This window comes from Hoylesella timonensis 4401737 = DSM 22865 = JCM 15640, from assembly GCF_000455445.1.
Lineage (GTDB): Bacteria > Bacteroidota > Bacteroidia > Bacteroidales > Bacteroidaceae > Prevotella > Prevotella timonensis.
On sequence record NZ_HG417094.1, the window covers coordinates 212464 to 232338 of the forward strand.

At 42.3% G+C, this 19875-nt stretch carries 17 protein-coding genes; 16 read left to right on the plus strand and 1 reads right to left on the minus strand.

The window, feature by feature from the left end; genetic code table 11:
- Positions 1 to 19: 19 nt before the first annotated feature.
- The 15 genes from BN35_RS06580 to BN35_RS06645 all read left to right on the plus strand — a co-directional run bounded on the left by BN35_RS06580 (position 20) and on the right by BN35_RS06645 (position 18354).
- Entirely contained in the window at positions 20 to 1471 is a 1452-nt protein-coding gene (locus BN35_RS06580; protein ID WP_025071876.1) for a UDP-N-acetylmuramoyl-L-alanyl-D-glutamate--2,6-diaminopimelate ligase, read from the plus strand.
- A gap of 31 nt (positions 1472 to 1502) precedes the next feature.
- Positions 1503 to 2771 carry a phospho-N-acetylmuramoyl-pentapeptide-transferase gene (locus BN35_RS06585; RefSeq protein WP_008123857.1) on the plus strand — a complete coding sequence of 423 codons (1269 nt, stop codon included), beginning with the start codon at positions 1503 to 1505 and terminating at the stop codon, positions 2769 to 2771.
- A gap of 151 nt (positions 2772 to 2922) precedes the next feature.
- Positions 2923 to 4254 carry a UDP-N-acetylmuramoyl-L-alanine--D-glutamate ligase gene (gene murD, locus BN35_RS06590; protein WP_025071877.1) on the plus strand — a complete coding sequence of 444 codons (1332 nt, stop codon included), beginning with the start codon at positions 2923 to 2925 and terminating at the stop codon, positions 4252 to 4254.
- Positions 4254 to 5537 carry an FtsW/RodA/SpoVE family cell cycle protein gene (locus tag BN35_RS06595; RefSeq protein ID WP_008123853.1) on the plus strand — a complete coding sequence of 428 codons (1284 nt, stop codon included), beginning with the start codon at positions 4254 to 4256 and terminating at the stop codon, positions 5535 to 5537. Before murD ends, BN35_RS06595 begins: the two co-directional genes overlap by 1 nt.
- 86 nt (positions 5538 to 5623) lie before the next feature.
- Positions 5624 to 6742 (plus strand): undecaprenyldiphospho-muramoylpentapeptide beta-N-acetylglucosaminyltransferase, encoded by a 1119-nt coding sequence (gene murG / locus BN35_RS06600; RefSeq protein ID WP_025071878.1) that lies wholly within the window; start codon positions 5624 to 5626, stop codon positions 6740 to 6742.
- A gap of 30 nt (positions 6743 to 6772) precedes the next feature.
- Positions 6773 to 8146: a UDP-N-acetylmuramate--L-alanine ligase gene (gene murC / locus BN35_RS06605; protein WP_025071879.1), complete on the plus strand. Its 1374-nt coding sequence runs from the start codon at positions 6773 to 6775 to the stop codon at positions 8144 to 8146.
- Entirely contained in the window at positions 8143 to 8937 is a 795-nt protein-coding gene (locus BN35_RS06610; RefSeq protein ID WP_028900917.1) for a cell division protein FtsQ/DivIB, read from the plus strand. Before murC ends, BN35_RS06610 begins: the two co-directional genes overlap by 4 nt.
- 67 nt (positions 8938 to 9004) lie before the next feature.
- On the plus strand, positions 9005 to 10444 hold the full coding sequence (gene ftsA, locus BN35_RS06615) for a cell division protein FtsA (protein ID WP_025071880.1): 1440 nt from the start codon (positions 9005 to 9007) through the stop codon (positions 10442 to 10444).
- 48 nt (positions 10445 to 10492) lie between these two features.
- Complete coding sequence (gene ftsZ, locus BN35_RS06620; RefSeq protein WP_028900916.1) at positions 10493 to 11824, plus strand: cell division protein FtsZ; 1332 nt, start codon at positions 10493 to 10495, stop codon at positions 11822 to 11824.
- 64 nt (positions 11825 to 11888) lie between these two features.
- A complete protein-coding gene (locus BN35_RS06625) occupies positions 11889 to 12341 on the plus strand; it encodes a GatB/YqeY domain-containing protein (protein WP_025071881.1) in 453 nt (150 codons plus the stop codon).
- Positions 12342 to 13355: 1014 nt separating this feature from the next.
- The gene (gene nhaA / locus BN35_RS06630) at positions 13356 to 14690 is read left to right on the plus strand and encodes a Na+/H+ antiporter NhaA (RefSeq protein ID WP_028900915.1); all 1335 of its coding nucleotides are present in this window, start codon (positions 13356 to 13358) and stop codon (positions 14688 to 14690) included.
- Between the two features lie 70 nt (positions 14691 to 14760).
- Positions 14761 to 16569: an AMP-dependent synthetase/ligase gene (locus tag BN35_RS06635; RefSeq protein ID WP_025071882.1), complete on the plus strand. Its 1809-nt coding sequence runs from the start codon at positions 14761 to 14763 to the stop codon at positions 16567 to 16569.
- On the plus strand, positions 16566 to 17690 hold the full coding sequence (gene prfB / locus BN35_RS06640) for a peptide chain release factor 2 (protein WP_028900914.1): 1125 nt from the start codon (positions 16566 to 16568) through the stop codon (positions 17688 to 17690). Before BN35_RS06635 ends, prfB begins: the two co-directional genes overlap by 4 nt.
- Positions 17691 to 17713: 23 nt before the next feature.
- Complete coding sequence (locus BN35_RS13815) at positions 17714 to 17851, plus strand: hypothetical protein (RefSeq protein WP_169337608.1); 138 nt, start codon at positions 17714 to 17716, stop codon at positions 17849 to 17851.
- A 2-nt stretch (positions 17852 to 17853) separates the two neighbouring features.
- Positions 17854 to 18354 carry a CYTH domain-containing protein gene (locus BN35_RS06645; RefSeq protein ID WP_025071883.1) on the plus strand — a complete coding sequence of 167 codons (501 nt, stop codon included), beginning with the start codon at positions 17854 to 17856 and terminating at the stop codon, positions 18352 to 18354.
- Here BN35_RS06645 and BN35_RS06650 read toward each other — a convergent pair.
- Positions 18302 to 18709 (minus strand): VanZ family protein, encoded by a 408-nt coding sequence (locus BN35_RS06650; RefSeq protein ID WP_025071884.1) that lies wholly within the window; start codon positions 18707 to 18709, stop codon positions 18302 to 18304. The two genes, BN35_RS06645 and BN35_RS06650, sit on opposite strands and share 53 nt — an antisense overlap.
- A 147-nt stretch (positions 18710 to 18856) precedes the next feature.
- Between BN35_RS06650 and BN35_RS06655 the strand changes: the two genes are divergently transcribed.
- Positions 18857 to 19777 (plus strand): helix-hairpin-helix domain-containing protein, encoded by a 921-nt coding sequence (locus BN35_RS06655; protein WP_025071885.1) that lies wholly within the window; start codon positions 18857 to 18859, stop codon positions 19775 to 19777.
- Positions 19778 to 19875: the final 98 nt, after the last annotated feature.

The following is a 19875-nucleotide window of genomic DNA, read 5'->3' on the forward strand; positions in this document are numbered from 1 at the left end:
TGCACAATAATTCAAATATATGATTTGTAACGAATTAATCAAAGACATTAAATGCACTGACATTTTGGGCGATACGAATGTCAGTATATCGGGAGTAAACATTGATTCCCGAAAGATAAAACCTGGTCATCTGTTTGTGGCTATCAAAGGGACACAGGTGGATGGACACGATTATATTGATAAAGCCATACAGTTAGGAGCTGTCGCAGTACTATGCGAAAAAGCACCGAAAGAACCGTTGTCTGGCATTACCTACATTGTCGTCACATCAACCGAAGATGCTGTCGGTAAGGTGGCGACACGCTTTTACGGAGAGCCCTCCAAGCACTTAAAGCTTATTGGTGTCACTGGAACAAATGGCAAGACAACCATTGCCACCTTATTATATAATATGTTTCGTAAGTTGGGGCATCGCTGTGGTTTACTCTCAACGGTGTGCAATTATATCGAGGATGAGCAAATACCTGCCGACCATACCACACCTGACCCCATAGAGCTAAATGAACTGTTGGCAAAAATGGTAGAGCAGCATTGTGAATATGTATTTATGGAATGCTCGTCACATGCCATTGCGCAAAAGAGAATTGGTGGATTGAACTTTACGGGAGGTATTTTTACCAACCTGACACGTGACCACTTAGATTATCATAAGACTTTTGAGAACTATCGCAACGCTAAGAAGTCTTTCTTCGACCACCTGCCCAAGTCGGCTTTCGCCATTACAAACGCAGACGATAAGAATGGCATGGTCATGGTGCAAAATACCAAAGCAACAGTAAAGACCTACTCTGTCCGTACCGCAGCTGACTTCAAAGCTCGTATCATTGAATGCCATTTTCAAGGTATGTACTTAGAGATTGATGGTCAGGAAGTGGGAGTGCAGTTCATTGGTAAATTTAACGTCAGCAATCTCTTAGCCGTTTACGCTACTGCACGCATGTTGGGTAAACAACGCGAAGAAATTCTGATAGCGATGAGTACGCTACACAGTGTCAACGGACGTATGGACACGCTTCACTCCCCACAGGGATTTACGGCTGTAGTGGACTATGCGCATACTCCTGATGCATTGAAAAATGTACTCCTTGCCATTCATGAAGTAGACGGTAAAGGTCATGTTATCACTGTTTGTGGGGCTGGTGGTAATCGTGACAAGGGTAAACGTCCGTTAATGGCAAAGCAGGCAGTACAGCTAAGTGATAAAGTGATTATCACCAGTGACAATCCACGATTTGAAGACCCGCAAGACATTATCAACGATATGTTGGCGGGTTTGGATGCACAGGATATGAAAAAGGTGTTGAGCATTGTAGATAGAAAGGAAGCCATACGCACTGCCTGCATGCTTGCTCATAAGAACGACGTTGTCCTTGTGGCAGGGAAAGGACACGAAACTTATCAAGAAATCAAAGGCGTAAAGCATCATTTTGACGATAAAGAAGTGCTGGCCGAAATTTTCAAACAATCATAATACGTTTCCACAACCCTATTAAACTTAGAGGATGTTATACTATTTATTTAGATTTTTAGAGCAATACGGCATTTCAGGTGCGCATCTATGGGGGTATATCTCTTTTAGATCGCTGCTTGCCCTCATTCTTTCGTTGGTTATCTCAGCATGGTTTGGCGAGAAATTCATTAAATATCTTCGTCAAAAACAAATCACGGAAACCCAACGTGATGCCTCTATCGACCCCTTTGGAGTTAATAAAATAGGTGTTCCCTCCATGGGTGGGGTCATCATCATTGCTGCCATACTCATACCCGTACTGTTGTTGGGACGACTTCGCAACATCTACCTCATTCTGATGATTATTACTACCGTTTGGTTGGGATTTCTTGGTGGGATGGACGACTTTATCAAAATCTTCCGCAAGAACAAAGAAGGACTGAAAGGCAAATATAAAATTATTGGGCAAGTAGGCATCGGTTTGATAGTAGGATTGGTGTTATGGTCCTCACCAGATGTAAAAATCAATGAAAATTTGGCGATTGAGCAGCAAGGTCATGAAATGGTGATTAAGCATCGAACGGATGCTCGGAAATCGCTCAAAACAACAATCCCTTTCGTGAAAGGTCATAATCTGGATTATTCGGGGGTGATGAGTTGGTGCGGAAAATACAAGACTGCGGCAGGATGGATATTGTTTGTCATCATGACAATTATCGTAGTGACCGCAGTTTCTAACGGTGCCAATCTTAACGACGGCATGGATGGAATGTGTGCAGGCAATTCGGCTATCATTGGCGTTACGCTGGGAATCTTGGCGTATGTTAGTTCACACATTGAGTTCGCTGCTTATCTCAACATTATGTATATTCCAGGCTCGCAGGAGTTGGTGGTCTTTATGTGCGCCTTTGTTGGTGCGCTCATCGGCTTTTTATGGTACAACTCTTTCCCTGCGCAGGTGTTCATGGGCGATACAGGTTCACTAACTATCGGGGGTATCATTGCGGTCTCTGCCATTATCATTCATAAAGAGTTGTTACTTCCTATACTCTGTGGTATCTTCTTTGTAGAGAGTTTGAGCGTGATACTCCAAGTATATTATTACAAGAGTGGGAAGAGAAAAGGGATAAAGCGACGAATTTTCAAGCGTACTCCTATCCATGACAATTTTCGCACACAAGATTCTCAGCTGGATCCTGCATGCAATTACCTCATTAAAAAACCTCATTCGGCCATCCATGAATCGAAAATTACCATTCGTTTCTGGATTATCACCATTATATTAGCAGCCATGACGATTATTACTCTTAAGATAAGATAAATGATAGTGGTTAGCTCCAATAAAATGAAGTCATTGAGTGAATAAAGCAATAAGACGTATCCACTAATATTAAAAGATAAAGCATTGTTCGTTAGCAACTTGTAAAACTTCGTCGATACGTGACTATGATTAGAATAGAAAGGAAAAAGATATGAAACGAATCGTTATTCTCGGTGCAGCAGAGAGTGGAGTAGGAGCTGCCATATTAGCCCAAAAAGAAGGCTTTGATGTATTTGTATCTGACATGGGTGAGATTAAAGACAAATACAAAAAGATGCTCGATGCACACCACATCCGTTGGGAAGAAAAGCAACATACACCCGTACTGATTCTAAATGCAGACGAGGTGATTAAGAGTCCGGGCATTCCGAAGGAAGCTCCTATGATACAAAAGCTCATGAAGCAGGGTACCAATATCATTAGCGAAATAGAGTTTGCAGGACGATATACGCATTCTAAAATGATTTGCATTACGGGCAGCAACGGTAAGACAACGACGACCTCGCTGATTTATCATATCTTCAAAGCAGCGGGATATGACGCCGGATTAGCTGGCAACATTGGACGGAGCTTGGCTTTACAAGTTGCGGAAGACCCACACGAATACTATATCATAGAATTAAGCTCGTTCCAGTTGGATAACATGTACAAGTTTAAGGCAGATATTGCTATCTTGTTGAATATCACTCCCGACCATTTGGACCGCTATGACAACTGCATGCAAAACTATGTAGACGCCAAAATGCGCATTATCCAAAACCAAACCGAAAAAGATAGCTTCATTTATTGGAACGATGACCCTATCATCAAGCGAGAATTGCAAAAGTATGATATCAAAGCCGTACAGTGTCCATTTTCAGAACTGAAAGAGAAAGGTTCGATAGGCTATATTGAGGAAGGACAATACACCATCGAAAAGCCCACTCCTTTCAACATGGAACAAGAAGCACTTTCACTCACGGGGAAGCATAATGTGTACAACTCTTTGGCTGCAGGTATTGCCACTGACATTGCCGGAATACGAAATGATGTGATAAGGAAAAGCTTGAGCGACTTCCCTGGCGTGGAACATCGGTTGGAAAAGGTGTGCAAAGTGGGTGGTGTAGAATATATCAATGATTCGAAAGCCACGAATGTCGATGCTTGTTGGTACGCATTGGAGAGCATGAATACACCGACAATCTTGATTCTTGGAGGAAAAGATAAGGGGAATGACTACCAACTTATTAAGGAGTTGGTAAAAAAGAAATGCGTTGGATTAGTGTATTTAGGCGCAGATAATACGAAACTTCACAACAATTTCGACTCCTTGGGCATCCCTGTGCGTGATACCCATTCTATGAAAGAATGTGTAGAAGCCTGCTATGACATGGCACGTCCTGGCGACACGGTATTGCTAAGCCCTTGCTGTGCCAGCTTCGACTTGTTCAAAAATATGGAAGATAGAGGAAATCAGTTTAAGACATTGGTAAGAAATTTATAATGGATAAAACATTAGGAAATATCTTTAAGGGAGACAAGGTGATTTGGATGGTCTTTTTCTTTTTATGTATCATCTCGATCGTCGAAGTATATTCTGCCTCCGCAGGTTTGACTTATAAGGGCGGACATTACTGGGCTCCTATCGTCAAGCACACTGGAATCTTGCTCGTTGGTGTGTTTGCAATGGTCGTGACGCTGAATATCAAGTGCAAATATTTCAAGATAGTGACTCCTTTCCTGCTCGTAATCTCAATCATTGCCTTGGTTACAGTACTCATTGCAGGACAGTCCACCAATGGTGCCCAACGTTGGATTAGCATCATCGGCATTCAGTTTCAACCGTCCGAAATAGCCAAAGGCACGATGGTTTTGGCCACTGCACAGATTTTAAGTGCCATGCAAACGGAGCAGGGAGCAGACAAAAATGCTTTCAAATACATCCTTATTGTCAGTGGCTGCATCGTACCGTTCATTATGGTGGAAAATCTTTCTACAGCCATGTTGCTGTGTTTAGTTATCTTCCTCATGATGATGATAGGACGAGTGCCTGGCAAAATATTAGGCAAGGTGTTGGGTATCGTTACGTTACTCATAGTAACAGTGTTCGCACTCGTTATGTTAGTGGGACAAGATAGGGAAAAAATAAATGCCCAGGGACAACAAGTTGTACAAGTATCCAATACAGCGGAGAAAGAGGAAACAACGATGTTCACGAAAGTCTTTCACCGTTTTGACACATGGAAAGCGCGCATAGATCGTTTCATTGATGGTAAAGAGATTGCTCCTGAGGATTTCGATTTGGACAAAGACGGGCAGATTGGGCATGCCAACATTGCCATTGTCTCCTCCAACGTGATTGGAAAAGGTCCAGGAAATTCGGTGGAACGCGATTTCCTATCCCAAGCCTTCTCCGATTTCATCTATGCAATCATCATCGAAGAGATGGGAATTATCGGGGGTGTCTTTGTCGCCATGCTCTATATCATCCTTCTCTTCAGGACGGGACAGATAGCCAATCGCTGTGAAAACAACTTCCCTGCCTTTCTTGCCATGGGCTTGGCTTTGCTTTTGGTGACCCAAGCGTTGTTCAATATGTGCGTTGCAGTGGGCTTGGCACCTGTTACTGGGCAGCCGCTTCCTTTAGTGAGCAAGGGCGGAACGTCAACAATCATCAACTGTGTGTATATTGGGGCTATCCTTAGTGTGAGTCGGTCGGCGAAGAAAAAACAAGTAACCGATGAAGATAAAGACATGGAAATGAGCACCGCAGTGGCTTCAGCATAAGAAACGCAAGATAAGATAAATATCATTGAATATGGTAAAATCAAAGAAATTTTGATTACTTTTGCCTATTCATATAAATATAAAAGATGAACAGTGATTTGAGAATCATCATCAGTGGAGGTGGAACGGGAGGACATATATTTCCCGCTATCTCTATAGCCAATGCCATTAAGAAGGAAAGACCCGATGCAAAGATTCTTTTTGTCGGTGCTCAAGGTCGAATGGAAATGGAGCGCGTGCCAAAAGCAGGATATGAAATCAAAGGACTGCCTATCGCAGGATTCGATCGGCATCATCTGCTTAAGAACCTCTCCGTGTTGGTCAAGATATGGAAAAGTCAACGATTGGCAAAAGCCATTATTAAGGATTTCAAGCCAATGGTGGCAGTTGGTGTTGGCGGATATGCCAGTGGACCCACGCTCAACGTGTGTTCCAAGCTTCATATTCCCTGTCTCATACAAGAGCAAAACTCGTATGCAGGGGTCACCAATAAACTGTTAGGTAAGAAAGCAGACAAGATTTGTGTGGCGTACGAAGGTATGGAACGCTTCTTTCCCGCAGACAAAATTATCATGACAGGAAACCCCGTAAGGCAAAACGTGTTGCAGACAACATTATCAAAAGAAGCTGCCAGGGAGACCTTTGGATTAGATCCGAAGCGGAAAACGATACTTTTAGTAGGTGGAAGTTTGGGAGCCAGAACATTGAATGAAAGCATCCAAAGTCACTTGGATATGATACGAACGGGTGACGTTCAATTTATTTGGCAAACAGGAAAATACTACTATAAGGATATTTGCAACGCATTGAAGACGCAAGCGCCATTGCCCAACCTCTATGTCACCGACTTTATCAGTGATATGGGGGTGGCTTATCAGGCTTCCGATTTGGTGATTAGTCGTGCAGGAGCAAGCTCGATTAGCGAATTTTGTCTAATTGGAAAACCTGTTATCCTGGTTCCAAGCCCCAATGTAGCGGAGGATCATCAAACGCAAAACGCAATGGCACTGGTCAATAAAAATGCGGCTATTTACGTAAAGGATGTAGAATCCAAAGACATTTTGCTCGAACAGGCGATGAAAATAGTGCAGGACGATGCAAAGTTAGCATCCCTAAGCGAAAATATTTTGAAACTCGCATTACCAAATTCTGCTGAAATCATTGCGCAAGAGGTTCTCAAATTGGCTGCTCGTCAACAACATTGAACGTATAAGAGATTATAGGAAATAAAAAAAATGGATATAAAAGAAATCAAATCGGTATATTTCTTGGGAGCTGGTGGCATAGGAATGAGTGCCATCGCACGCTATTTTCTACATAAAGGATTGGTAGTTGCGGGGTATGATAAGACGCCTTCTGCACTGACACATCGACTCGAACAAGAGGGGATGCTCCTGCACTATGATGAAAATATCGATGAGATTCCGCACGCATGTCGCAATTCGCAAGTTTGTATGGTTGTATATACCCCTGCCATTCCTGAATCTCATGTAGAGTTGCAGTACTTCAGGTCGAACGGCTTTGAGGTCTTAAAGCGAGCTCAAGTCTTGGGTTCGTTGACAAGAACCCATCGAGGACTTTGTTTTGCAGGTACGCATGGCAAGACAACAACCAGTACGATGTGCGCACACATCATGCACCAAAGTCATGTGGATTGTAATGCTTTCCTTGGAGGAATCTCCAAGAACTACGGCAGCAATTACATCCTTTCCGATACAAGTGATTACATCGTCATTGAAGCCGACGAGTTTGATCGTAGCTTTCATTGGCTTCGCCCTTGGATGAGTGTCATCACATCGACAGATCCTGACCACTTAGACATTTATGGAACCAAAGAGGCATATTTAGAAAGTTTTAGGCATTACACTACCTTGATAAAGCCTGGAGGCGCCTTGATTATTCATGAAGGGTTGGAAATGCAAGAGGATGTAAACGATGAGGTGAGGGTGTTTCGGTACAGTCTCAATGGAGGTGATTTCCATGCTGAAAACATCAAGATAGAAAATGGAACCATCACCTTTGACTTTATCTCGCCGATAGAGAACGTTACCCAAGTAGAATTGGGACATCCTATTCCCATTAATGTGGAGAATGCTGTCGCTGCAATGGCAATGGCGCAACTCAACGGTTGCACTGCAGAGGAGTTGCGATATGGCATGTCAACCTATAAGGGTGTGGACAGACGCTTTGATTTCAAGGTAAACAATGAGCGACATGTTTTCCTTTCAGATTATGCACACCATCCAAAGGAAATTTATCAAAGTGCAAAAAGCCTGCGTGAGCTGTATCACGATCGGCATGTCACAGCGATATTTCAGCCACATCTTTATTCAAGGACGCGAGATTTCTATAAAGAATTTGCAGAAGCACTGAGCCAACTTGACGAGGTTATCTTATGCGACATCTATCCTGCACGAGAAGCCCCGATACCAGGAGTTACCTCAGCGCTTATTTACAATGAGCTCACCTGCAAAGAGAAGAGCATGATACATAAGGAAGATGTGATTGATTTGGTTAAAAAACGCGATTTTGATGTACTTGTTGTCTTGGGCGCAGGCGACCTCGACAATTATGTACCACAAATGACTAAGATCATTGAAAATAAGTGAGACGTTGGAAAAAGATATTGACAATCGTACTTGATGTTATCTTGGGAATATACTTAGTATTTGCATTCACCGCGTTTAACAAACCCGATGAAACGGCAAATGTGTGTACCAAGGTGACTATCAATATTGCGGATGAAACGGCAAATGGTTTTATCAATGCGGCAAAGATACAAGACCGACTTGAAAAGCATCGTCTTTATCCGCTGGAAAAACCTATGAAATATGTGGATGCTCGCAAGATAGAGGACATGCTTAAAACCAGTCCTTTTGTCAAGAATGCAGAGTGTTTCAAGACCCAGAATGGACACGTCAATATTTCTATCACACAGCGAATGCCAGTGGTACGCATCAAATCGATAAATAATGATGACTATTATTTAGATGATCAAGATGCTATCATGCCAAACTCTAACTACACAAGCGACTTAATCATCGCCACAGGATATATTAATCGATGGTTTGCCACCCATTATGTTTCTGCCTTGAGCAAAACAATCATGCAGGACGAGTTTTGGAAGAACCAAATTGTCCAAATCAACATCTTGCCAGATCGGGGTGTCGAGTTGGTTCCAAGAGTAGGAGACCATATCGTTTATCTCGGATACTTGCCGACAAGCAGTAATCAGCAAAAACGATTGGCTTTGATACAAGACTTTACAAAGCAGAAGTTAACACGCTTAGAAAAGTTCTACAAATATGGGCTCGCCCAAGCAGGTTGGAACAAGTACTCGTATATCAACTTGGAATTTGATAACCAGATTATTTGTAAAAAGAGGGAGGCTCAACCATAAGATGTTCGGCTAACGGCGCTTGAAAAAAGAAATTATAACGAATTTGAATTGATAAAGATATAAACGTATGACAAAGGAATTTATCGTAGCTATAGAACTGGGATCTTCTAAGATTACCGGTATTGCAGGAAAAAAGAATCCTGATGGCAGCATTTCAATTCTTGCTGTTGTCAAAGAGGATTCCACCTCGTGCATACGCAAGGGTGTAGTCTTCAACATTGACAAGACGGTATTGTGCTTGACTAACATTGTTAAGAAGTTAGAGACCAGTCTCAAAACCAACATAGCCCGTGTATATGTTGGTGTTGGCGGTCAAAGCATACGCAGTGTCAAGAATATTATTGTGAAAACACTGCCTGCAGAAACCATCGTTAGTCAGGACATGATTAACGAATTGATGGACGCCAATCGTAGTATGAGCTATGCGGATCAAGAGATTTTGGACGCCGTCACTCAGGAATATAAAGTCGACTCTTTATATCAACTCGACCCTGTGGGCATTCCTTGTTTGCGTTTAGAAGGAAACTTCCTCAACATTCTGTGGCGGAAAACATTCTATAAGAATCTCAATCAGTGTATTAACAAAGCTGGTATGGAGATTGCCGAGCTGTACCTTGCTCCCTTAGCTCTTGCTGATGCTGTGCTCACAGAAACGGAGAAACGATCGGGCTGCATCTTGGTAGACCTTGGAGCAGATACGACTACTGTTCTTGTCTATTACAAAAATATTCTGCGTCATTTGGCAGTCATTCCACTTGGAGGAGAAAATATCACAAAAGACATCACCTCTTTGCTCATGGAAGAGAGCCAAGCAGAAGATATGAAGCTAAAATATGCATCGGCATATACGGATAATAAGGATATTGACGAGAACAAGAAATATCCAATCGACAGTGACAGAAAAGTTGAAAGTCGTAAGTTTATTGAAATTGTTGAGTCGAGACTACAAGAAATTATCGAAAACGTTTTTTATCAAGTTCCTAACGAATATGCCGATAAGCTGATAGGCGGAATTATCCTGACGGGTGGTGGTGCCAACATGCCAAATATCGAAAAGGCTTTCACGGATCAGGCGCCAACAGAGAAAATACGTATTGCTAAGTTCGTTAATCTAAAAATCAATTCAAATTTACCAGAGATTACAGCCCACGACGCAACGCTGAATACCATTCTTGGTTTGTTGGCTAAGGGGGATATCAACTGTGCTGGAGAAGAAATCAACACCGATTTGTTCCAAGCAAATGATGCCAAACACACTGCTACCACTCCCACTCAAACCAAAGAACCCAGATCTTTTACAGAGACATCAGGGACTGGTATTGTGCAAACAGAAGAAGAAAAAGAACGACTTCGCAAGCAGAAAGAGGCTCAAGAAGAAGCAGAAAGACTGGCGAAAGAAGAGGAGGAGCGACGCATTGCGGAAGAAAAACGAGAAAACTCTCCAATGAACAAGCTTTGGAAAGGCATTAAAAATTTTGCTCGTAAAATAACGGAAGAAGAAGAATAAAACGTGGGAAAGATGAATCCCAGATATTAACTTTTAAGATTTAGAATTATGCCAGATAGAAAAAATACTCCTGATGTTCTCGATTTCGGAGAACCAGACAAAGCAAATAGCATCATCAAGGTGATTGGTGTTGGTGGTGGCGGAGGTAATGCCGTTAATCACATGTACCGTGAAGGAATCCATGACGTCACTTTTGTTCTTTGTAACACCGATAATCAAGCCCTCAATGATAGTCCTGTACCTTATCATCTACAATTAGGAAAAGAAGGATTAGGGGCAGGTAACAAACCCGAAAAGGCAAGATTAGCAGCCGAGGAAAGCCTTGAAGACATCAAGAACATGCTCAATGACGGCACTCGCATGACATTCATCACCGCTGGAATGGGTGGTGGAACGGGTACAGGTGCAGCACCCGTCATTGCGCGTATCTCTAAAGAACTGGGCATCTTAACTGTCGGTATCGTTACTATCCCCTTCCGTTTTGAGGGTGACAAGAAGATTAACCAAGCCTTGGACGGTGTGGAAGAAATGGCAAAGCATGTCGATGCGCTATTAGTTATCAATAACGAACGCTTGCGAGAAATTTATCCAGACTTGACCGTTTTAGACGCTTTTGGCAAGGCTGACGACACGTTAAGCATTGCAGCCAAGAGTATAGCAGAAATCATCACCAACCATGGGCTCATTAATTTGGACTTTAACGATGTGAAAACAGTGCTGAAAGATGGTGGAGTAGCCATTATGAGTACGGGCTTTGGCGAAGGCGAGGGACGTGTGAAGGCTGCGATTGAAGATGCACTTAACTCACCGCTACTCAATGATAACGACATCTTTAACTCTAAGAAAATCTTGCTGAGCATTAACTTCTGCAACGAAAAGAATGACAACAGCGGTCTGATGATGGAGGAGATGAATGATGTGAACGATTTTATGGGGCGTTTTGATAGCGACTTTGAAATCAAATGGGGACTCGCCATCGATCCCGATCTCGGCAAGAAAGTCAAGGTAACTATCTTGGCAACAGGCTTCGGTATCAATGATGTGGAAGGCATGAACAGCCATATTGGCAAACGCCACTCGCAAGAAGAAGCCATGCGCATTGCTGAAGAAGAAGAGCGAAAAGCACAATTGCTCATCAGAAAAGACCAATATTATAAGGACGGCAAGAACTCCAAGTACAAACGTCATCCGCACATCTATCTCTTTAGTAACGAAGATTTGGACAATGAGGATGTCATCTTGGCTGTGGAGAGTTATCCCACCTATAAACGAACACGTCAAATGTTGGACGATATCCGCAAACAAGCGGCTGGAGAAACTGAAGAATCTGAACATAAGGAGAACAATGATCCTATTCAAGGAGTCATCAGTTTTGGATAAAGAGACTTGCAGTTTGGCAGCAATCAAAATGTGATATGAAGTAATACCTCTAAAAATAAATGATATGGCACTATTTGAACAGATTAGCGAAGACATCAAAACCGCGATGAAAGCGCGAGATAAAGTGGCTCTCGACACACTTAGAAATATCAAGAAAGTTTTTCTCGAAGCCAAGACAGCACCCGGAGCCAACGATACACTTAACGATGATGCGGCACTCAAGATTATACAGAAATTGGCGAAGCAAGGTAAAGAAGCCGCACAAACCTATATTGATGCGGGTCGACAAGACTTGGCAGATGTAGAGTTGCAGCAGGTTCAAGTGATTGAGCGTTATTTGCCACAGCAGTTGTCTATGGAAGAAATTGCCTCAGCAGTCAAAGAAATTATTGAGCAAGTGGGCGCATCAAGTATGAAAGAGATGGGGCAGGTAATGGGGATAGCCACGAAAAAGTTGGCTGGTAAAGCGGATGGTCGTGCTATCTCTGAGGTAGTAAAGAAGTTACTCGCCCAATAATCATCACACATTAAGGAAGTGTAATCCCTCGTTCATGTGGGAACAATATTCTTTGTAAAAGCCCATCAAATCCATTCGATTTGATGGGCTTTTACTTTCTGTTGGATAAGCATGTTTGTTGAGGTTTCCAAAAAAGTAAGAAAATCAATCGTTTATTCATCTCTAACACACCTCTATTAGATATAGTTCCAGTCCACAGATGGAAAAACGTTAATGGTATGGAATAATCGCAACTTTTTCATTTGAGAATGATTTTTCTATTGAGAAAAACATCAGGAAAACACTATTTGTAAGATGGGTGGTACGCTGCATGAAATGAAAATAAATGCTGAATTTTCTTTACAAAGCGCCTCTCATAACTCGCGTGTAAACCACCAAGGGCAAAGTTGGTCGCAAATACGCGAAAAATGAGAAAGGTTTGTAATTTGTTGTGATTGAGTACGTTACGTTTATGATGTCGTTTTTCTTGCCTGTTTTTACCATTTTTTGGCGACTGAAGCATTGAGATAAGCTTACTATTTGCATGCTTTAATGTTGTGGAAGCATGTGAATAATGCCTCTAATACATGTTTCCAAGACCGATAAATCAATGTTCTAACTTAAAAAGACGTTTATTTTGTTAAAATCAGTGCATTTTTGCCCATCGTTTGCCTATTAAATTTTTCTATTTTGAAGATTTTCAATGACCTTTTTTTGGTAAAATGATAGGACAAAAACAACTACTGGCTTGAGCAAAATGGAAAGGTAATTTTTGTGACGATTAATGAAAGAGTATAAGGAAAACTGTGAACAAAAATCATGCATTTTGCTTCGCTCGCATTTGTTGTTGAGACAAAAGAGAAAAGATTGTTTTCACAATCAACTACCTTTCTTCAATGAGCGAGTCGTGGCATGCTTACATGAATAAATAACAAGATTACTTGTATTTAGTTGATTTTTTGTTATTTTTGTATCGAATTCTTTAGAGATTATATCTTTTTGAACATTATTGATCAACTTAAAATCAACATATTAATGTCCGACAAACAAGGAAGTAGGAATATTTATGATAAGGTAGTGAAGGGTGTCAAACGCTTTATGGCACAAGAAAAGTCGGGAGGAATAGTGCTCGCTGTGGCAGTGCTACTCGCCATCTTGTTGGCAAACTCTGCACTCAGCGATCGCTATTATGACTTTTTCCAGCAAAAGTTAGGTTTTATATGGAATGGAGAACCCTATCTGTATTTTAGTCTTCACCATTGGATTAACGATGGTTTGATGTCTATTTTCTTTTTCCATGTAGGTTTGGAGCTTAAACGTGAGCTTATTTCAGGCGAGCTTTCCAATCCTCGCAACATTATTCTGCCTATTGGGGCTGCTATTGGTGGAATGGCGGTCCCAGCTTTGGTATATCTTTTCTTCAATGCGGGTACCCCCGAATATGCTGGTTGGGGAGTTCCTATGGCGACGGATATCGCCTTTGCCTTAGGCGTGTTGTTCCTTTTAGGAAAGCATGTACCCACCTCCATTAAAGTGTTTTTAACCACCTTGGCTATTGTGGATGACTTAGGAGCGGTGATAGTGATAGCCCTTTTCTACACCTCCGAAATCTCCGTTGCCAATTTAGCATTGGGTTTGGGCTTCCTATTATTGATGTTTATTGGGAATAAATTGGGAGTCAAAAATGTTTTCTTCTACGCATTTTTGGGCATCGTAGGTGTTTGGATTGCTTTCCTCTTGTCGGGAATTCATGCCACTATTGCTGCGGTGTTAGCCGCCTTAACTATCCCCGCCGACTCTACGATAGACGAGAGCACCTATCTTTATAGGATGCGTAAATTGGGGCTACGCTTTATGACCGCCAACACCAATGAGCATCGCACGTTGGAAAACGAACAGGTGAAGATATTAGCCACCATTAGGGAAGATGCCAAGATAGCCATTCCGCCTTTGCAGTTGATAGAGCACCATTTGAATCCATTCGTCACGTTCCTTGTCCTTCCCATCTTTGCCATTTCCAATGCTGGCATCAGTTTGGTGGGCATCGACTGGTCGGCGATATTTGCTACCAATGTTGCTATCGGTATAGCCCTCGGCTTACTGTTGGGGAAACCTCTCGGAGTGGTGGGCATTACGTGGTTGTTGGATAAGCTGAACATTGCCAAACGCCCTCATGACATGTCGATGAGGCATTTATTTGGATTGGGCTTTTTGGCATCTATTGGTTTTACGATGTCCATGTTTGTGTCTACCTTAGCTTTTCGTACCGACTTATTGCTGACGCAAGCCAAGATAGGTATTTTTGCTGCCTCTATCGTGGGTGGATGTCTTGGTTATCTCTTGATGAAACTCTCTCGGCAAGGAAAATAAGAGAAGCAATACTTGGGAGGTTTCGCAATTTATCGTACCTTTGTCATAGGATAAAAAAATACAGACTTTTATGCAAACAAGATGTCATCTATCTGTTCTGATACACGAACAAGCAAAAAAATACGGAGCACGGGGCGCCTTGACTTTCCGTAACTTTGGGAGTAAATCATGGAAGACAGTCTCCTGGAAACACTTCTCCTTGCGTGTGATGCAAGTATCAAATGCGCTGATACATTTGGGTGTGAAGCCACAGGAGAGCATTGGTGTGTTTGCACAAAATTGCGTACAATATCTGTATGCAGATTTTGGTGCTTATGGCGTACGAGCCATCACTATTCCCTTCTATGCCACCTGTAGTGAGCAACAGATAAAGTACATGATTCATGATGCACAGGTACGAATCCTCTTTGTTGGCGAACAAGAACAATTTGAAAAAGCTCGCAGAATCTTTGCCTTATGTCCTTCTTTAGAGCGAGTGATTATCTTCGACCGTAGTGTACAAATTGGAGAACAAGATTCTTTTGCGCTCTATTTCGAAGATTTTATTGCGTTGGGCGAGGATCATCCGCACCAAACAGAGGTAGAAGAACGCTGGGCAGCGGCGAATGATGAGGATATTTGTAATATTCTGTACACCAGTGGGACAACAGGTGATAGCAAAGGAGTGGTATTGACCTATGGACAATATCATGCAGCGATGATAGCCAACTATCAATGTGTCCCTATTCGAGAGACCGACCGTGTGATGGATTTTCTTCCCATTACGCATATTTTCGAGCGCGGGTGGCTATATTTATGTCTCACGGTGGGCGCCCATATCATTATTAACACCTATCCCAAAGAGATTCAAGAATCGATGCGTGAGATGCATCCCACGTGTATGTGTGCTGTTCCTCGCTTTTGGGAAAAGATGTATATCGCTGTGAAAGAAAAGATAGACAATTCTAATCCACTCCAGAAAAAGCTCTTTAACCGTGCGTTAGCTGTAGGAAAGAAATACAATATCGACTATTTGAGTCATGGCAAACGTCCTCCGAGGGCATTGTCCATAGAATATGAGATGTATAATAAGACGGTTATGGCATTGGTGCGTAAGCAAATTGGTTTGGAAAAGGCGCACATCTTTCCGACGGCAGGAGCCTATGTCTCTCCCGAAGTCGAGATGTTTACCCACTCTATTGGCATCTGTATGCAGGTAGGGTACGGACTGACGGAGAGTTTGGCAACAGTATCTTGCGATCATGTGGACAAACCTTATACGATTGGTTCGGTGGGACGACCCATTGAAGGAATAGAAATCAAGATAGGAGAGAACAGCGAAATTTTATTAAAGGGCCCTACAATTACAAGCGGATACTATCAACGAGAGCATATCAATGAAGTAGCATTTGATGAAGATGGCTTCTTTCATACAGGTGATGCAGGTTATTTGAAGGACGGAGAATTATATCTGACCGAAAGAATCAAAGACCTTTTCAAAACCAGCAATGGTAAATATGTCGCTCCGCAAATGATAGAAGCCATGATGCTGGTAGACAAATACATCGATCAGGCGGTCATCATTGCCGACCAGCGCAAGTTTGTTTCAGCATTAATCGTGCCAGAGTTCCGCTTATTGGAAGAGTATGCGCACGATCATGGAATTGCGTTTAATAGCCGAGAGGAAATTTGTGGAGATGCTCGAATCGTAAAGATGATGCTTGACCGTATTTTGACGTTACAACAATCGTTGGCGCATTACGAACAAGTGAAGCGTATTACACTCGTTCCTCATCATTTCACCATGGAGCGAGGCGAATTAACCAATACGCTGAAAATTAAACGTCCTGCTATCAATAAGAATTACAAGGACATCATTAATAAGATGTATGAAGAATGATAACAAGTGACCAACTCAAGGATGTGATAGAGCGCACACAGGCGTTACATCATTATTTGAATATTGACCAAAAGAAGATAGAGTTCGAAGAAGAACAACTGCGAACGCAAGCCCCTGACTTTTGGGAAGACCCACAGCGCGCTCAAGAGCAAATGATAAAAGTGAAAGGCATTGAGAAATGGCTGAAAGGTTATGAGCAAGTTCGTCAGATGGCTGATGAGTTACAGTTGGCGTTTGAATTCTATCGTGATGAAATGGTCACCGAAGAAGAGTTGGACCATGATTATGTCAAAGCCATAGCCGCCATAGAGGATTTGGAACTCAAGAATATGTTGCGCCAGAAAGAAGACCCTATGGACTGTGTCATGAAGATAAATTCGGGCGCTGGCGGTACAGAAAGCCAAGATTGGGCGCAAATGCTCATGCGTATGTATATGCGATGGGCTGAAGCACATGACTATAAGTGTACGGTGAGTGACATCCAAGATGGTGAAGAAGCAGGTATTAAGAGTGTCACCATGAAGATAGAGGGAAACGAATACGCCTATGGGTTCTTGAAAAGTGAGAATGGAGTGCATCGTTTGGTGCGCGTTTCACCGTTTAATGCGCAAGGAAAGCGAATGACAAGCTTTGCCAGTGTCTTTGTTTCTCCATTGGTAGACGACACCATAGAGGTCTTTGTAGACCCCGCATGTGTTTCCTGGGATACGTTTAGATCGAGTGGAGCAGGTGGACAAAATGTCAATAAGGTAGAATCTGGGGTGCGTCTTCGCTATCAATATCATGACCCAGACACTGGAGAAGAGGAAGAAATTCTGATAGAGAATACCGAAACGCGCGACCAACCGAAGAACCGAGCCAAGGCGATGCAGCTGCTGAAGAGCCAACTGTACGATCGTGCCATGAAGAAACGGCTTGAAGCACAAGCAAAAATAGAAGCAGGAAAGAAGAAAATAGAATGGGGAAGTCAAATCCGAAGTTATGTTTTTGACGATCGAAGAGTGAAAGATCATCGTACCAATTTCCAAACAACTGATGTTGACGGAGTGATGGATGGGAAGATAGATGATTTTATAAAAGCCTATTTAATGGAGTTCCCCATTGTGGAAAGTGAAGATTAACTAACCTTTTAAATCATACAAAGATGAGTGGAAAAAACAAATTCAACAGAACAAAGCGTGAAGCAAGACAAGAGAAGCAGGCAAAGAATGTCATCAAATGGCTCTCTATCGCATTGCTTGTTTGTGCCATTATATGGATGATTGTTGCGCTGAATGTTTAATAATGAGCGGATTAGAAATAGAACGGAAGTTCTTGGTAAAGAAAGGTGACGCCTATAAGCAGTTTGCTTTCTCAAGCAGTCACATCCAACAAGGCTACCTTCCGTGCATTGGGGCGACCGTCAGAATCAGAACTCGTGACGATAAAGCTTACTTAACCATTAAAGGAAAGGCTACCAATGGGGGCTTGTCTCGCTATGAATTTGAGACAGAAATAGCCATGGAGGAGGCTTCACAACTCTTCAAATTATGTCAAGGGGGTGTGATAGATAAGCGTAGATACTTGGTTAAAAGCGGAGCACACACCTTTGAAGTGGATGAATTCTACGGAGACAATGAAGGTTTGGTGTTGGCAGAAGTGGAATTGGCTCATGAACAAGAGCCTTATGTGAAGCCCGATTTTATTGGAATGGAGGTGACTGGAGATGCACGGTTTTACAACAAATACATGCTCAATCATCCTTATTCCGACTGGAAAAATACCTTACCAGAAGAATACCAATAAGTTGCGCTAAGATGACACCAATGCTGTTGGCAAGGAAGTCGTACCAATCTCCACTTCGATTGCCATGGGTGCATGTTGCTTGAACAATCTCAATGAGGCCTCCCATCAATAGAGGAGTCAGAAAAGCGATGATGAAAAGTCGTTTAGAGGTGAGCGGTCGTCGACTCTTGAGGTCCTCCCAGTAAATGCAAGACGTGAGCACAAAGTATAATGCAATGTGTGTCCACTTATCCATTAAGGCAACATCGCTCAGTGGTGTCTCTGGAATTGGAATGAGACATACAATCCAAATGCCAATGACCAAAGTCAAAGTCACGGGATATGTTCGCAAAAAATGTGAGACCTGTTGTTTCATTTGCTATCGACAATGTACGGTGCAAAGTTACAGTATTTTGTTCATGATAAGAAACAATTGTGGAGTGAATGTTATTTGTTCGTGCTGATGAGGTGCTATCTCTGCTATGGAAGTCCGCCCATATCTTAACAATCATCTTGAATAGTGATGTCTTTCAAGGATTTTTTTTATTTTAACAAGTCAGATCGCAAGGCACTTTTATTTCTGTTGCTCTTAGGTATTGGAGCGACAATACTGTTCTATGTCTTCAGTGACCCAAAGAATATTGACGCCAATACTCCCATTCATGATACGATATTTGCTTATCGGGATGCTCATGTTGACCGCTATGGACAGCAACCTGCTGTGTATTACCGTGTAGAAGGTCGACAAATAGAACTTTTCCCTTTCGATCCTAATACAGCAGACAGCACAGCCTTGTTGCGCTTAGGACTCCAGCCGTGGCAAGTTCGGAATATATATAAGTATAGAGCAGCAGGAGGCGTATATCGCCAACGCAGCGATTTTGCACGTCTTTATGGATTAACACAGAAGCAATATCGAACACTTGAGCCTTATATCCATATTGGTTCAGATTATCAACCTGCTGCGGAAGCAGTTGCATCGGTGAACAAAACTGTGGGCTATGGGCGTGATACGCTCCGTTTTCCTGTCAAAATAAAATCTTCAGAACATATCTCGGTGAACACGGCAGATACCAATTTATTAAAAAAGGTGCCTGGCATTGGGAGCTATTACGCACGTCAAATCATTCGTTACCGTACCCGATTGGGAGGGTTTTATTCGACACAACAACTGTTAGAAATAGAAGATTTCCCAGAAGAATCTTTACCTTATTTCCGTATTTCAACGCACGACACAGAACATATCCAACGTCTGTTTATCAATCGGTTATCCATACATCAGCTCAAGCGACATCCTTATATGGGTTATTACAGAGCTCGAGCCATAGTAGATTATCGACGTTTGAAGGGTCCCATACATCGATGGGAGGATTTAAGCATGCTTCCAGATTTCACACCTGACGTGATAGCACGACTTTCGCCTTATGTTTCTTTCTCGGAATAACCGTTTTTATCGTTTTTGATGCCCTTTGGTACTCTCGTTGGTTCTATTTGTTTGCGTTTTTAGGCGTTAAGTTTTTGGCAAGTTTTATTTCCGTTTTT

What these genes read in the sequence shown, in the direction of transcription:
- BN35_RS13815 (WP_169337608.1), top strand. Translation starts at nt 17,714, where the DNA reads ATGAGTGGAAAAAACAAATTCAACAGAACAAAGCGTGAAGCAAGACAA.
- BN35_RS06580 (WP_025071876.1), top strand. Translation starts at nt 20, where the DNA reads ATGATTTGTAACGAATTAATCAAAGACATTAAATGCACTGACATTTTG.
- BN35_RS06655 (WP_025071885.1), top strand. Translation starts at nt 18,857, where the DNA reads ATGTCTTTCAAGGATTTTTTTTATTTTAACAAGTCAGATCGCAAGGCA.
- murD (WP_025071877.1), top strand. Translation starts at nt 2,923, where the DNA reads ATGAAACGAATCGTTATTCTCGGTGCAGCAGAGAGTGGAGTAGGAGCT.
- BN35_RS06645 (WP_025071883.1), top strand. Translation starts at nt 17,854, where the DNA reads ATGAGCGGATTAGAAATAGAACGGAAGTTCTTGGTAAAGAAAGGTGAC.
- murC (WP_025071879.1), top strand. Translation starts at nt 6,773, where the DNA reads ATGGATATAAAAGAAATCAAATCGGTATATTTCTTGGGAGCTGGTGGC.
- BN35_RS06635 (WP_025071882.1), top strand. Translation starts at nt 14,761, where the DNA reads ATGCAAACAAGATGTCATCTATCTGTTCTGATACACGAACAAGCAAAA.
- murG (WP_025071878.1), top strand. Translation starts at nt 5,624, where the DNA reads ATGAACAGTGATTTGAGAATCATCATCAGTGGAGGTGGAACGGGAGGA.
- ftsZ (WP_028900916.1), top strand. Translation starts at nt 10,493, where the DNA reads ATGCCAGATAGAAAAAATACTCCTGATGTTCTCGATTTCGGAGAACCA.
- BN35_RS06650 (WP_025071884.1), bottom strand. Translation starts at nt 18,709, where the DNA reads ATGAAACAACAGGTCTCACATTTTTTGCGAACATATCCCGTGACTTTG.
- nhaA (WP_028900915.1), top strand. Translation starts at nt 13,356, where the DNA reads ATGTCCGACAAACAAGGAAGTAGGAATATTTATGATAAGGTAGTGAAG.
- prfB (WP_028900914.1), top strand. Translation starts at nt 16,566, where the DNA reads ATGATAACAAGTGACCAACTCAAGGATGTGATAGAGCGCACACAGGCG.
- BN35_RS06595 (WP_008123853.1), top strand. Translation starts at nt 4,254, where the DNA reads ATGGATAAAACATTAGGAAATATCTTTAAGGGAGACAAGGTGATTTGG.
- ftsA (WP_025071880.1), top strand. Translation starts at nt 9,005, where the DNA reads ATGACAAAGGAATTTATCGTAGCTATAGAACTGGGATCTTCTAAGATT.
- BN35_RS06625 (WP_025071881.1), top strand. Translation starts at nt 11,889, where the DNA reads ATGGCACTATTTGAACAGATTAGCGAAGACATCAAAACCGCGATGAAA.
- BN35_RS06585 (WP_008123857.1), top strand. Translation starts at nt 1,503, where the DNA reads ATGTTATACTATTTATTTAGATTTTTAGAGCAATACGGCATTTCAGGT.